Origin of the sequence: Brevundimonas sp. (genome assembly GCF_013912065.1) — a bacterium.
Lineage (GTDB): Bacteria > Pseudomonadota > Alphaproteobacteria > Caulobacterales > Caulobacteraceae > Brevundimonas.
Genome location: NZ_JACESA010000004.1, coordinates 80,276 through 94,080, shown reverse-complemented (window position 1 = coordinate 94,080; position 13,805 = coordinate 80,276). Strand labels below are relative to the sequence as shown.

Annotated in this window: 15 protein-coding genes and 1 tRNA gene; 10 read left to right on the top strand and 6 right to left on the bottom strand. The window is 65.9% G+C overall.

Features of this window, described 5'->3' with window-relative positions:
• Positions 1–56 precede the first annotated feature (56 nt).
• Both H2037_RS04880 and H2037_RS04875 read right to left on the bottom strand, forming a co-directional pair.
• Positions 57–263 carry a helix-turn-helix domain-containing protein gene (locus H2037_RS04880; RefSeq protein ID WP_292118474.1) on the bottom strand — a complete coding sequence of 69 codons (207 nt, stop codon included), beginning with the start codon at positions 261–263 and terminating at the stop codon, positions 57–59.
• Between the two features lie 263 nt (positions 264–526).
• A tRNA-Lys gene (locus tag H2037_RS04875) sits at positions 527–602 on the bottom strand.
• 157 nt (positions 603–759) lie between these two features.
• On the opposite strand from H2037_RS04875, the gene H2037_RS04870 reads away from it, so the two are divergent.
• Together H2037_RS04870 and H2037_RS04865 are read left to right on the top strand one after the other, a co-directional pair.
• Positions 760–2,172, top strand: coding sequence for an amino acid permease (locus H2037_RS04870; protein WP_292118472.1), 1,413 nt, complete (start codon positions 760–762; stop codon positions 2,170–2,172).
• Entirely contained in the window at positions 2,172–2,525 is a 354-nt protein-coding gene (locus tag H2037_RS04865; RefSeq protein ID WP_292118469.1) for an Hpt domain-containing protein, read from the top strand. Before H2037_RS04870 ends, H2037_RS04865 begins: the two co-directional genes overlap by 1 nt.
• On the opposite strand, the gene H2037_RS04860 is transcribed toward H2037_RS04865, so the two are convergent.
• Together H2037_RS04860 and H2037_RS04855 are read right to left on the bottom strand one after the other, a co-directional pair.
• A complete protein-coding gene (locus H2037_RS04860) occupies positions 2,522–2,854 on the bottom strand; it encodes a chorismate mutase (protein ID WP_292118466.1) in 333 nt (110 codons plus the stop codon). The genes H2037_RS04865 and H2037_RS04860 overlap by 4 nt on opposite strands.
• A gap of 40 nt (positions 2,855–2,894) precedes the next feature.
• Positions 2,895–3,722, bottom strand: a complete 828-nt coding sequence (locus H2037_RS04855) for a ferredoxin--NADP reductase (RefSeq protein WP_292118464.1) — start codon at positions 3,720–3,722, stop codon at positions 2,895–2,897.
• 108 nt (positions 3,723–3,830) lie between these two features.
• Here H2037_RS04855 and H2037_RS04850 point away from each other — a divergent pair, with 108 nt between their 5' ends.
• From H2037_RS04850 to map, 8 genes are all read left to right on the top strand, one after another.
• A complete protein-coding gene (locus H2037_RS04850; protein ID WP_292118461.1) occupies positions 3,831–6,092 on the top strand; it encodes a S9 family peptidase in 2,262 nt (753 codons plus the stop codon).
• Positions 6,029–7,534: an amidase gene (locus H2037_RS04845; protein WP_292118459.1), complete on the top strand. Its 1,506-nt coding sequence runs from the start codon at positions 6,029–6,031 to the stop codon at positions 7,532–7,534. Before H2037_RS04850 ends, H2037_RS04845 begins: the two co-directional genes overlap by 64 nt.
• A 69-nt stretch (positions 7,535–7,603) precedes the next feature.
• Positions 7,604–7,888, top strand: coding sequence for a SemiSWEET transporter (locus H2037_RS04840; RefSeq protein ID WP_292118456.1), 285 nt, complete (start codon positions 7,604–7,606; stop codon positions 7,886–7,888).
• Between the two features lie 266 nt (positions 7,889–8,154).
• Complete coding sequence (locus H2037_RS04835) at positions 8,155–8,460, top strand: SCP2 sterol-binding domain-containing protein (RefSeq protein WP_135195860.1); 306 nt, start codon at positions 8,155–8,157, stop codon at positions 8,458–8,460.
• Positions 8,461–8,561: 101 nt separating this feature from the next.
• Positions 8,562–9,773 carry an acyl-CoA dehydrogenase family protein gene (locus H2037_RS04830; protein WP_292118452.1) on the top strand — a complete coding sequence of 404 codons (1,212 nt, stop codon included), beginning with the start codon at positions 8,562–8,564 and terminating at the stop codon, positions 9,771–9,773.
• A gap of 116 nt (positions 9,774–9,889) precedes the next feature.
• Complete coding sequence (gene egtB / locus H2037_RS04825; protein ID WP_292118449.1) at positions 9,890–12,049, top strand: ergothioneine biosynthesis protein EgtB; 2,160 nt, start codon at positions 9,890–9,892, stop codon at positions 12,047–12,049.
• An 81-nt stretch (positions 12,050–12,130) separates the two neighbouring features.
• The gene (locus H2037_RS04820; protein ID WP_292118445.1) at positions 12,131–12,340 is read left to right on the top strand and encodes a ParD-like family protein; all 210 of its coding nucleotides are present in this window, start codon (positions 12,131–12,133) and stop codon (positions 12,338–12,340) included.
• Entirely contained in the window at positions 12,337–13,116 is a 780-nt protein-coding gene (gene map / locus H2037_RS04815; RefSeq protein WP_292118443.1) for a type I methionyl aminopeptidase, read from the top strand. The genes H2037_RS04820 and map overlap by 4 nt, the downstream gene beginning before the upstream one ends.
• A gap of 77 nt (positions 13,117–13,193) precedes the next feature.
• Here the strand turns inward: map and H2037_RS04810 are convergent, their stop codons facing one another.
• Both H2037_RS04810 and H2037_RS04805 read right to left on the bottom strand, forming a co-directional pair.
• Positions 13,194–13,418 carry a general stress protein gene (locus H2037_RS04810; protein WP_292118442.1) on the bottom strand — a complete coding sequence of 75 codons (225 nt, stop codon included), beginning with the start codon at positions 13,416–13,418 and terminating at the stop codon, positions 13,194–13,196.
• A 117-nt stretch (positions 13,419–13,535) separates the two neighbouring features.
• Entirely contained in the window at positions 13,536–13,712 is a 177-nt protein-coding gene (locus tag H2037_RS04805; protein WP_292118440.1) for a hypothetical protein, read from the bottom strand.
• Positions 13,713–13,805 lie beyond the last annotated feature (93 nt).

Genomic DNA, 13,805 nt, shown 5'->3' with positions numbered 1-13,805 from the left:
CCGCACGATCAGCCGCAACGTGCAGCTTCGGGGAACCTGGGAACCGACCCGTGAGGTCAGATCGGCGTGGGTGTTCTGACGTCGGTGTCCGCCCACTCGGACAGGTCGCTGATCGCGTAGACAACCCGCCCGCCGAGTTTTCGATAGACCGGTCCGGTGCCGCAGCTCCGGTGCTTCTCCAGCGTGCGGCCGGACAGCCCCAGATATCGGCCTGCTTCCGGTGTCCGCAGGAAACGCCTCGGCGGGAAACTCTCGTCGGTCATCGCTCCTGTCCTTTCCGCTCGAAAAGCAGACGATTCTCCGGCGGCCCCGAATGAGCGGATACCCGCAATGGCACGGTCGTACGTCCCCGGGACATGTCCCAAACGGACGATAGATTCTGCTTATGCCCGACACTGGCAACCGTAGTGACGAAGCGGCAGAAAGCTGGCTGCGATCCCCACCGTTTTTCTCACCGTTTTTCTGATTCAGAGAAACGGTGGCCCCGAGGGGTTTTTCTAAATCTTCAAAGAAATCAAAGGGACGATGGTGGGTGATCACAGGTTCGAACTGTGGACCCGCTGATTAAGAGTCAGCTGCTCTACCGACTGAGCTAATCACCCGACCGATCGTCTTCATTCCGGCGCGGGCGACCGCCCTGCCGAAGGGCGCTCCTACTACCCACCCGTTCGGGGGTTGGCAAGCGCTTTCGCAAACTTTCTTTGACGGTCTATGGTCCGGACGGAATCAGCCGCGCAAAGCGGCGGGGGAGCAAGCTTCATGGCCTTTTGGAAACGGCGTCGTTCGATCGACGCCATGCTGGCGCCGCACGACGGGCCGCGGTTGAAGCCGACATTGAGCTGGCCGCACCTGCTGGCGCTGGGCGTGGGCGCCATCGTCGGCACGGGCATACTGACGCTGATCGGCGTCGGGGCGGGTCTTGCGGGGCCTGCGGTTCTGATCAGTTTCGGCCTAGCGGGTCTGGTCTGCGCCTGCGCCGCCCTGGCCTATGCCGAACTGTCGACGATGATGCCGGCGGCGGGCAGCGCCTATACCTATTCGTATGCCGTGCTGGGCGAAGGGATCGCCTGGGTCGTGGGCTGGAGCCTGATCCTTGAATACTCGCTGGTTGTCAGCGCCGTGGCGGTGGGTTGGTCCGGCTACGCCGTCGGTTTCCTGAGCGGCCTGGGCGTCGATCTGCCGGTGGCCCTGGTCGCTGGGCCGCATGCGGGGGGCGTCGTCAATCTGCCGGCCGTGGCCATCATCGGCGTGGTCACCGGCCTGCTGCTGCTGGGCACCCGGGAGAGCGCCACGCTGAACGCCGTGCTTGTCGTGATCAAGATCGCCGCTCTGGTCGTCTTCGTCGCCATCGCTCTGCCGGCTTTCAAACCCGAGCATTTCACGCCTTTCATGCCCAACGGCTTCGGCGCGCCCTTTGTCCAGACGGGGGTCATGGCGGCGGCGGCTATCATCTTTTTCGCCTTCTACGGCTTCGACGCGATCTCGACGGCGGCGGAAGAGACCAAGAAGCCTGAGCGCGACCTGGCCATCGGCATCGTCGGTTCGATGCTGATCTGCACGGCCCTCTATCTGGTCGTCGCCGCCGCCGCGATCGGCGCCCGGCCGGTCGCCGATTTCGCGGACAGCCCCGAGCCCCTGGCCCTGATCCTGCGCCAGATGGGGCAGGTGACGGCGGCCCAGTGGATCGCTGCTGCTGCGGTGATCGCCCTGCCGACCGTGCTGCTGGCCTTTCTGTTCGGCCAGAGCCGCATCTTCCTGGGCATGGCCCGCGACGGCCTGTTGCCGCGCCGTCTGGCCAAGGTGTCGTCGCGCGGCGTGCCGGCGGTGGTTACGGTCTTCACCGCGGTGGTGGTCGCGATCCTGGCCGGCCTGCTGCCGCTGGACGAACTGGCGTCGCTCGCCAACGCCGGCACTCTGGCGGCCTTCTGTTCGGTGGGCCTGTGTCTGATCGTGCTGCGGATCCGCGAACCCGGCCGCAAGCGGGTGTTCAAGGCGCCGTTGTGGCCCGTCGTCGGCGCGATCAGCATCATCGGCTGCATCGTCTTCTTCTTCAGCCTCAAGGGCGTGACCCAGGTCGGTTTCCTGATCTGGAATCTGATCGGCGTGGCCATCTATCTGCTGTGGTCGTCCAAACACTCTCGCCTGGCCAAGGGCGAAGAAGAGGCCGCCTGATGGCCCGCCGCGACCTCAGCGGCGCCGTTGACTTCAGCGTGCTGGAGGGGATGACCGGCGGCGATACGGGCATATCGGAAGAGGTGCTGGGCCTGTTCGTCGAACAGGCCGGCCTCTGGGCCGCATTACTGGACCCCAGGACCGACGGCTGGCGCGACGGGGTCCACACGATCCGGGGCGCGGCGGCGGGCATAGGCGCCGGCGAACTGGCGGCGATCTGCGCCGAGGCGGAGACCATGGATCAGGCGCTGACGGCGCCGGCTTTGGAGCGTGTCCGCACGGCTCTGGACGCGGCCTTGGCCGACGTCGCCGCCTATCGCCACGAACTGATGCTCAGAGGCTTGAGAGGCTAGCGCCGAGTCCGGTCGTAGGCGGCGAACTCGTGGGCGATGCATCGGTCGATCAGCAGGCGCCAGACCGGTTCGGCGATATCGGGCGACAGGTGATGCGCCTCGGCGGCGGTGAGGACCTTGGCCACGACATCATCGATCCGGGCCTGGTCGAACACGGCGTCGCGATCAGGCTTAATGCGCGCGGCGGCGTCCATATAGCGCTGGCGTTCAGCCATCAGGGCGACCAGGGCGCGGTCCAGGGCGTCGACGCCCTGGCGGACCTCGGCCATGGACTGGCATTCGGCGGGATCGACCCGGGGATCGACGGCGACAAGGGCAGGCTTCGACATGGGTGCCGGGTTAGCCCGTCAGGCGGCCCAAGCCAAGTCGTCAACCGACGAAGGCGCGTTCCAGCACATAGTCGGCCGGTTCGGCGTTCGAGCCTTCCTTCAGCCCATAGGTTTCCAGCAGTTCGCCGACTTCCTTGATCATGGCCATGGAGCCGCACAGCATGGCCCGGTCGCGCGCCGGATCGAACCCCTCGGGCAGTCCCAGGTCGCGGAAGAAGTCGCCCGACTTGATCCGGTCGGTGATCCGGCCTGGATTTTCAAAGTCTTCGCGCGTGACCGTCGGATAATAGGTCAGCTGAGCCTTCGCTTCGTCGCCGATCAGCGGATCCTCGTGGATCTCGCGGCTGAAGAAGTCGCGATAGGCCAGGTCGGCGACGCCGCGCACCGTATGGATCACATAGACATGGCCGAAGCGGGAATAGGTCTCTGGGTCGCGCGCCACGCTGAGCCAGGGCGCCAGGCCCGTGCCGGTGCCGATCAGGAACAGCCGCTCGCCGCCGGTGAGGGCGTCCAGCACCAGGGTCCCGGTCGGCTTCTTGCCCATCAGCACCGTGTCCCCGGGCTGGATCTTCTGCAGGCGCGAGGTCAGCGGGCCGTCGGCGACCTTGATGGAGAAGAACTCCAGTTCCTCGGCCCAGCAGGGGCTGGCGATGGAATAGGCGCGCAGCACGGGTTTGCCCCCGTCTTGACCCGGCAGGCCGATCATCACGAACTCGCCCGAGCGGAAGCGGAAGTCCTCGGGTCGCCGGACGCCGAAGCTGAACAGGCTGTCGGTCCAGTGGCGGACCCACAGAACCTCCAGTTCGTTGAACGGGCTGGGCTTGCCAGGAGCCTTGGCGGCGGCGGGGGAGAGGGCGGCGTCGGTCATCGTGGCCCTCTCTAAGCTGAGAACCCTTCGCAGGGAAGAAAAAGCCGTTTGTCGAGCGGCCACATTTCCTCGTGACGGCTTGCAGAAGCGCCGCTAGCGTCGCCGACCATGCGCACAGTTCTTCTCGCTTCGACCATCCTCCTGTCGGCCGGTTCGGCCTCCCTAAGCCAAGCTTGGGCCCAGGAAACGCCCTCCAACATCCTGACGCCCGAGCGCGTCTTCTCCAGCCCCAGCCTGAACGGCCCGGTGGCCAAGGGGGTCAGCCTGTCGCCGGACGGCCAGCTGGTCGCCTTCCTGCGTTCGCGCGAAGACAATGTGGATGTCCAGGACCTGTGGGCCGCCCCCACCGGCGAGGGCGAGCCCTACAAGCTGATCGACGCCCGCGCCCTCGTGCCCGACGCCGGCGAACTGTCGGAGGCCGAGAAGGCCCGGCGCGAGCGGATGCGGATCAGCGCCCGCGGCGTGGTCGAATATTCCTGGGACCAGCAGGGGCGCTACATCCTGGCCCCGCTGGAGGGCGATATCTTCCTGGCCAATCGCGTCGACGGCAAGGTGCGTCGCCTGACCGAGACCCCCGCCGACGAGATCGACGCCAAGGTCTCGCCCAAGGGCAGTTATGTCTCATACGTCCGCGACCAGAACCTGGTTGTCTATGACCTGGCCACGGGCCGGGAGACGCCCATCACCGACGACGGCGCCGGTCTGATCACCTGGGCCACGGCCGAGTTCATCGCCCAGGAGGAGATGGACCGCGACACCGGCTACTGGTGGAGCCCCGATGAACGCTACATCGCCCTGACCCGCGTGGACGAAAGCCCCGTCGACGTCGTTCCTCGTTTCGAGATCACCGGGGACGGCGCGACCATGGTCGAGCAACGCTATCCCCGCGCCGGTCGCCCCAACGCCGTCGTGGAACTGTATGTTCAGGACCGCGAGGCGGGACGTCGGGTCAAGGTGGATATGGGCGCCGACACCGACATCTATCTGGCGCGGGTGAACTGGGCCGAGGACGGCAAGACCCTGTACGTCCAGCGCCAGTCGCGCGACCAGAAGACACTGGACTTGCTCAGCGTCGATCCGACCACCGGCGCCTCGCGCGTGATCCTGAGCCAGAAAGCCGAGGCCTGGGTCGATTTGAACAATGATTTCCGCGTCCTGTCGGACGGCCGCTTCATCTGGTCGAACGAGGACTCGGGTTGGCGGCATCTGTATCTGTACGACCGCAACGGCCGGCGTCTGAGGGCCATCACGCGCGGCGACTATCCGGTCAAACATCTGGACGGAGTCAACGAACAGACTGGGGAGGTCTATTTCACCGCCTCGATGCGTGACGGCGAGGAACTGCCGATCGAACAACAAATGTTCCGCGCCAGCCTGAACCGCACGGTCGATCCGGTGGCGGTGACGCCCGCCGGCGGCTGGTGGAACGTGTCAGTGAACGGCCCGGCGACGGCCTATGTCGGCAACTATTCCGATCCCGCGACCCCGCCCCAGTCGGCCCTGTACCGGATCGACGGCGCGCGGGTGCGCTGGATCGAGGAAAACCGGCTCGACGCCGACCACCCCTTCGCCCCCTATGTCCCGCGCCTGCGCACGCCCCAGTTCGGCACGATGCAAAGCCATGACCAGACCCTGGTCTGGCGCATGACCACCCCGCCGGACTTCGATCCATCCAAGAAGTATCCGGTGGTGATGCAGGTCTATGGCGGTCCTGGCACGGGCGCGGGGGTGCAGAAGAGCTGGCAACCCCTGACCAACCAGTTGCTGACCGAGGCCGGCTATATCGTCTTCCGCGTCGACAATCGGGGCGAAGGCGACCGGTCGCAGGCCTTCGAGACCAGCATCTATCGTCGCCTGGGCCTTCCTGCGGTCGAGGATCAGGCCCAGGCCGCCAAATGGTTGAAGACCCTTCCGTATGTCGATCCTGACCATATCGCGGTCATGGGCTGGAGCTTCGGCGGCTTCCTCAGCCTGCTGACCCTGACCGATCCGGACGCTGGTCTGGCCTCGGCCCTGGCCGGGGCGGCGCCGACGGAGTGGAGCCTCTACGACACCCACTACACCGAACGCTATATGTCGACGCCCCAGGACAATCCGGAAGGCTATGCCGCCACCGACGTCCTGCCGCGCCTTGACGATCTGACGGGCCGTCTGCTGCTTCTGCACGGCATGGCCGACGACAATGTCATCTTCGGCAACGCCACCCGCGTGATCGACGCCCTCCAAGCCAAGAGCACGCCGTTCGAGATGATGCTCTATCCCGGCCAGCGGCACGGCGTCCGCGGCGAACCGAGGCAACTTCAGCAATGGCGCACCTATCTCGACTTCCTCGATCGCACGATCGGAACCCGGTCGGCGTCCACCGACTGATCCTCGCCGCCGCGGCCGCCCTGTCCCTGACGGGATGCGCGGCCGGGGCGGGCGGAGAAACAAGCGGCTATCCGATCGCCTCGGCGGTGGTCGAGGCCGGTCGCCTGAACGACAGCGCCCATGCGGTGCTGCGCTGGACCGACGTTTCGCCGACCAGCGGCCGCGTCTCCGCCGTGTCCGGCATGCCGATCCTGCTGAAGGACAATATCGAGACGGCGGACATGCCGACGACCGCCGGGTCTCTGGCCCTGATCGCCAATACACCCGGCCGCGACGCCCCCCTGGTCGCCCGGCTGCGCGCCGGCGGGGCCGTGATCGTGGGCAAGACCAATTTGTCGGAATGGGCCAATATCCGATCATCGGACTCGATCAGCGGGTGGAGCGCGGTCGGCGGCCAGACCCTCAACCCCTATGATCCCGCCCGCACTCCGTGCGGTTCCTCGTCCGGAAGCGGCGCGGCGGTGGCCCTGGGGCTGGCGCCCGCGGCCATCGGCACCGAGACTGACGGGTCGATCACCTGTCCCGCTTCGGTGAACGGAATCGTCGGATTCAAGCCGAGTGTCGGCCTGGTGTCGCGCACCCACATCGTGCCGATCAGCCATTCCCAGGACACGGCGGGGCCGATGACGGCGACGGTTCGTGACGCCGCGCGGGTGCTGACGGTCATCGCCGGCTCCGACCCGATCGATCCCGCCACGGTCGAGGCTGACGCCCGCAAGACCGACTATGTCGCTGCCCTGGACGCCGGCTCGCTGCGGGGCGCTCGCATCGGGGTGATGCGGTTTCTGAAGAACTATTCGCCCGAGACCCAAGCGGTGTTCGAACAGAACCTCCAGGCTCTGCGTGACGCCGGCGCCGTGCTGGTCGATCTGCCTGAAGGTCCGGACGGTCGGGCCCTGGGCGAGGCCGAGTTCAAGGTGCTGCTTTACGAGCTGAAGCACGATCTGAACGCCTATCTGGCCTCGACCGACCCGGCCCAGGTCCGCACCCGCACCCTGGCCGACGTCATCGCCTTCAACGCCGCCGAACCGCGCGAGACGGTGCTGTTCGGCCAGGACATCTTCGAAGAGGCGCAGGCTATGGGAGGACTGGACGATCCCGACTATGTGGAGGCCCGCGCCACCTCTCTGAAGCTGGCGGGGGCCGAGGGGATCGACCGGCTAATGAGCGATCACGACCTGGCCGCTCTGGTCGCCCCCACCACCTCGCGCGCCTGGACCAATGATCCCGAGGACGACGACGACATGCAGGGATCGGCCAGCCGTCTGGCCGCCGTCGCCGGTTATCCGCACCTGACCGTCCCTATGGGCTTCGATCAGGGCATGCCCGTAGGCCTCAGCTTTATTGGTGGAAAATGGGATGACGCGCGCATCCTTTCCCTCGGTTACGCCTTCGAACAGGCGACGCAGGCGCGGCGACCGCCGTCTGCATCCCGGCCCTGAAACCGGAGCGGTCGCGCGGGAGTGCGGCATGCGTGAAATCTTCGGATCAGGGCCGCGAAGGTCCTGCTTGTGAGCGACCTGATCGCCAACATCGTCGGCTCGGCCGCAGCCGTCTGTTCGGTCACAAGTTTCGCGCCCCAGGCGATCAAGATCTGGAAGGAACGCGACGCCTCGTCGGTCAGTCTGAAGACCTATTCCCTGACCGTGACCTGTTTCGCCCTGTGGGTGGTTTATGGCGTAATGACCGAGGCCTGGCCGGTGACCGTCGCCAACGCCTGCGCCCTGGTGATGGCCTCTGCCGTCCTGGCGATGAAATGGCGGTTCCGGGACGGCGATCCCGAGGCCCAAGGGTGACTCAGGTGATTTGATCCCGATCAAGGCGGGTGGCTGAAGTCGGCGCAAGATCGGCGGCAGAGGAGAATTCCTATGCCCCAAGACGCCGTGCCCTTCGTCGCCGCCATCGTCGCGGCCTTCGTCTTCTTCATGGCCGCCCTGAGTCTGGCCAGCCTTTATTCTCGATCGTCCGACGACAAGTGACGACAGCTTTACCCGACGTGATCTTGGCGCCTCGCCCGCCGCGCGCTAGGGCAGAGGCTCAACCGTCCTATGGGAGACGCCCAATGCCTGATCTCGCTCAAGTCACCGAACACATCCGCGGCGCCGTCGGCGACAACTCCGGTCTGGGCAAGACCGTGAAGCTCGACCTCGGCGACGAAGGCAAGATCTACATCGACGGCGCCTCGGTGCCGAACACGGTGACGAACGAAGACAAGCCCGCCGACGCCACCGTCTCGATGAAGTGGGACGACTTCATGGCCCTGTCGGAAGGCAAGCTGGACCCGATGATGGCCTTCATGCAGGGCAAGCTGAAAATCGCCGGCGATATGATGATCGCCCAGAAGCTGGCCCCGCTGCTGAAGCGCTGATGGCAAGCTGAGCAATAGTTGATCGCGGCGCGGCTCCCCAGGGGCCGCGCCGTTTTCGTATTCAGCGCCCGTCAGAGGCGCGAAACATAAGAGGAAACGACATGGACTTCAGACATTCCGACCGCGCCCTGGACTGGCACGCCCGCGTGCGGCGTTTCCTCGACGAACAGGTCATCCCGCGCGAGGCGGAGTATTTCGCCCAGGTGCGCGAAAACCCCGACCGCCAGCCGCCGGTTATGGAGGCGATGAAGGCCGCGGCCCGCGAAGCCGGCCTGTGGAACATGTTCCTGCCGGGAGAGCACGGCGCCGGTTTGACCAACCTCGACTACGCCCCGCTGGCCGAGATGATGGGCGCCCATCTGTGGTCGTCGGAGGTGTTCAACTGCAATGCGCCCGACACCGGCAACATGGAAGTGTTGCACATGTACGGGAACGCCGAACAGCAGGCCCGCTGGCTGAAGCCGCTGATGGCCGGCGAGATCCGCTCGGCCTTCCTGATGACCGAGCCCGAGGTCGCCTCGTCCGACGCCACCAATATCCAGACCCGGATCGAGCGCGACGGCGACCACTATGTCATCAACGGCCGCAAATGGTGGTCGACCAACATGGCGCATCCGAACGTCGCCATGACCATCGTCATGGGCAAGACCGACTTCGACGCCGCGACCCACGCCCAGCAGTCGCAGGTGATCGTGCCGGTCGACACCCCCGGCTTCCGCGTCGAGCGGATGTTGTCGGTCTTCGGCTATGACGAACGGCCCATCGGCCATGCCGAGGTGGTGCTGGAGAATGTCCGCGTCCCGGTCGAAAACCTGATCGCCGGCGAGGGCAGGGGGTTCGAGATCGCACAAGGGCGCCTCGGCCCCGGCCGTATCCACCACTGTATGCGCGTGATCGGCGCGGCGGAACGGGCGCTGGAGCTGATGGTGACGCGTCTGCTGAACCGTACCGCCTTCAGGAAGCAGCTGGCCGAACATTCGGTGTGGGAACAGCGCGTCGCCGACGCCCGCACCAATATCGAGATGTGCCGCCTGCTGGTGCTGAAGGCCGCCTGGATGATGGACGAGGCGGGGGCCAAGAACGCCCGCTCCGAGATCGCCCAGATCAAGGTCGCGGCGCCGCGTATGGCGCTTCAGGTCATAGACGACGCCATCCAGGCGTTCGGCGGCGCCGGCGTTTCGGCCGATACGCCTCTCGCCGAGTTGTATGCGACGGTGCGCACCCTGCGTATCGCCGACGGCCCGGACGAGGTTCACAACCGCACCATCGCCCGGCTGGAATACGCAAAACATGGCGGCAAGCCGGTGCGTTGAATTCGCTGTTACGCCTCCTATCTCCTCGGGAACCTCGACCTTGGCGTGACGTTCGCTCTCCATGAAGGACGCGACGCCCGGTCGGGGCTCTGGGCTGGCGGGACGGATCTGCTGACATGAATGCTCGCTTTGAGCCCGACAGGCGGGCGGCGTCCGACGTGGCGCGGTTCAGGGCCGTTCGGGACGCCATGCCGGCCTTGGCCGAGGGCCTGTCCGTGGAGGATCTGTCGGCCCAGTCGATGCCCGACTGCAGCCCCGGCAAATGGCATCTGGCCCACACCAGCTGGTTTTTCGAGGCGATGATCCTGTCGGCTGACCCCGACTATCAGCCCGTCGATCCGCGCTTCCAGCAACTGTTCAACTCCTACTACGAAGCCCTGGGCGAGCGGGTGCCGCGCGCACAGCGCGGCCTGATGACCCGGCCTTCCGTCGAAGAGGTTCTGGCCTATAGGCGCGAGATCGACCGGCGTATGGCCGCCTGGCTGGCGCAGGGACCGTCCAGCGGTCTTCAGCGCTATCTGTTCGAACTGGGCCTGCACCACGACCAGCAACATCAGGAGCTTTTCCTGATGGACCTGCTGAACCTGATGTCGCGATCGCCGCTGGACCCAGCCGCCTATGCGAGCGAGCCGCGCGCCCGGCCGCTCGAAACGCAACTCGGTGGTGCGGTAAGGTTCGACGGAGGTTTGGTCTCGGTCGGCCACGATGGAGCGGGCTTCGCCTTCGACAATGAAGGACCCGGCCACCGGGCTTGGCTGGAGCCGTTCGCTCTGGCCGCCGATCTGGTGACCAACGGCGACTGGACTGACTTCATCGCCGATGGCGGCTATTCCCGCGCCGACCTTTGGCTGTCAGACGGCTGGGCGACGGTCAAGGCCGAGGGCTGGACCGCCCCCCTGTACTGGCGTCGCGACGGCGACGGCTGGACGGTCATGAGCCTGACCGGCCGCGCGCCCGTCAATCCGTCCGCCCCCGTGCGCCACGTCAGCTTCTACGAGGCCGACGCCTATGCCCGCTGGGCCGGCAAACGCCTGCCGTCCGAGGCGGAATGGGAACATGCGGCGACAACGGCTCCCAACGTCTTCTCCAACCTGTGGGGCGAGGTCTGGCAGTGGACGTCAAGCGCCTATGGCCCCTATCCCGGCTTCCAGCCGACCTCCGGCACGGCCGCCGAGTACAACGGCAAGTTCATGTCCAATCAGATGGTTCTGCGCGGCGGCGCCTTCGCCACGCCGGCCGGCCATGCGCGCGTCACCTATCGCAACTTCTTCTATCCTAACCAAAGGTGGGCCTTCATGGGTCTGAGACTGGCCGAAGACGCCCCGCGCCGCCGCGCCGCGCCCGATGAGGACGCCCAGACCGCCGCCTTCCGGCACGATCTCGTCGAAGGTCTGTCGCGCGACCAGAAGACCCTGCCGCCCAAGTGGTTCTACGATGCCGTGGGGTCGCGGTTGTTCGAGGAGATCACCGCCCTGCCGGAATATTATCCGACGCGGCAGGAGACGGCCCTGCTGAAGGCGAGCGCCGCCGCCCTGACCGCCGACTTCGGCCCCAACGCCGTCTTGGTGGAGTTCGGTTCGGGCGCCAGCGAGAAGACCCGTCTGCTGCTGGACGCCGCGCCGGACCTCGGCGCCTATGTGCCGCTGGACATCAGCGAGACCGCCCTGGCGGACGCCGCCGCCCGTCTGCGCGCCGACTATCCGGGCCTGCGGGTCGAGCCCCTGTTGGGGGATTTCGAACATCTGGCGCCCCTGCCGGACCATCTGCCCGCCGGCCGCCGCATCGGCTTCTTCCCTGGTTCGACCATCGGCAATCTGGAGCCTGAGGAGGCCGAGCGCTTCCTGGCCTCGGCCCGGCGTATGCTGGGGGAGGGGGCGCTGTTCATCCTCGGCGTCGATCTGGTCAAGGACCCAGCGACCCTGGTCGCCGCCTATGACGACAGCCAGGGCGTCACCGCCGCCTTCAACCTGAACGTCCTGGTCCGCGCCAACGCCGAACTCGACGCCGACTTCGATCTGGACGCCTTCGCCCACCGCGCCGTCTGGAACCCGGATCAGGCGCGGATGGAGATGCACCTCCAGGCGACGCGACCGACCACCGCCCACGTCGGAGACCGTACCTTCAGCTTCATCGCCGGCGAGACCATCCACACCGAAAGCTCTCGCAAATTCACTCAGGCGTCGGTCGAGGCTCTGGCGACCGCCTCCGGCTGGTCCCTTGTCCAGTTCGACATCTCACCCGCTCCCAGCGTGGCCCTGGCGCTGTTGAGGGCCTAGCCGCTTACCGCCGACAGCCTTGCCGCGCGTCCGGTCTGAATGTATGGAATATATATAAATCATATATTCCAGCGAGGCGCCGTGGGGATCGTCAATATCGAAGATGAGCTGCATGACCAGCTTCGCCGGGCGAGCAAGGCCTCTTTTCGGTCGGTCAACGCCCAGGCTGCTTTCTGGATCAAGATCGGCATGCTGTGCGAGTTGAACCCCGGCCTCAGCTTCCAGGAATTGGTCGCGCGCGAGTTGAAAACCGCAGGCGTAGATGCGTCTGAGCTCGCTGGCGCGGCATGACGAAGACGCCGGCCGAGGTTGCGCTGATGGCGGAGTCGGGCCGGCTGCTCGCCTCGGTTTTCGCTCGCCTGGATGAACTGCAACTCATCGGCATGAGCACGCTCGAGGTCAATAACCGGGTCGAGGCCTTCATTGTCGATCAGCTTGAGGCCCGTCCCGCCAGCAAGGGCCAGTACGGCTACGGCTTCGTCCTGAACAGTTCGCGAAACGAGGTGGTCTGTCATGGCGTCCCGTCCAGGGACGAGATTCTCCAGGACGGCGACATCGTCAACTTCGACATCACGCTGGAAAAGAACGGCTATATCGCCGACTCCAGCAAGACCTATCTGATCGGAGACGTAGCGCCTTCCGCTCGCCGGCTTGTCGATACAGCCTATGTTGCGATGTGGAAGGGAATCCAGGCGGTCCGGCCGGGCGCCGCGCTGGGCGATATCGGCTTCGCCATCGAGCGGCACGCAAAGCGCAACGGCTATTCGGTGGTCCGCGACTATTGCGGCCACGGCATCGGACGCGAGATGCACGAAGCGCCTCAGGTTCTGCATTTTGGAAAGCCGGGAACGGGCCTCGTGCTGCGTGAGGGGATGGTGTTCACCATCGAGCCCATGTTGAACCAGGGTCGGCGGACTGTCAGGACAAAGGCGGATGGATGGACGGTTGTTACGTTGGACGCTCAATTGTCCGCCCAGTTCGAGCACACCGTGGCTGTCACCAAGGACGGGGTGCAGGTCCTGACGCTTCGTCCTGAAGAGACCCGAGCCGCCGCCCACATCGTCTGAGGCAAGAGGCCTGGCCAAAATGAAAGGGCGGGGCGTCGACTGACACCCCGCCCTTGCTGGACCAGCTTCGTAAAAGCCTATTCAGCTTCGCCAGAAGAGGGCGCGTCCTTCTTGGCGCCGTGCGACGCCTCGCCGCCTTTCCGCCCGGCCTGGGCGGCCAGGCTACGGTCTTGGGAGAAGCTTCTCTTCTCACTCGGGACGCTGGCCCCGCCTTTTCGCGCGATCTCGCGCTGACGTTCGGGATCCATCGAGGCGAAGCCTCGCTTGGAAACGCCGGAGGGTCGCGTGGGCTGGCTGTCCATCGGTGTTCCTTTCAGTGCTGCCGTTGCGCTTGCCGGAATGAACCCTGTGACTCGGTGACGGTTCCGTCGGGAACTTCGTTTTACTGTCACGGGTCTGAACGTCTTCGTGGCTTGACTTCACGCAGCGCCGTAAGGGCGGGAATCACCTTCTCCGCCGCCGCCCGGTTCCATGGGCGGAACCTCCTGTGGCGTATCGGACGGGTCGAGTTCGGGCTGCGGCGACGGCTCGGGCGGGATCTCGGAAGGAATGAGGGGCTGCGGCGTTTCGGACGGTGTCGGATCGGTGAAGGTCATGGGGTTCTCCTGTCACGGTACAACGCGGCGCGGAGACCGATGTTCAGAGGGAACCGGAGGGCGCCGCGCCGGTTCATTGTCCGAACCCGGAGC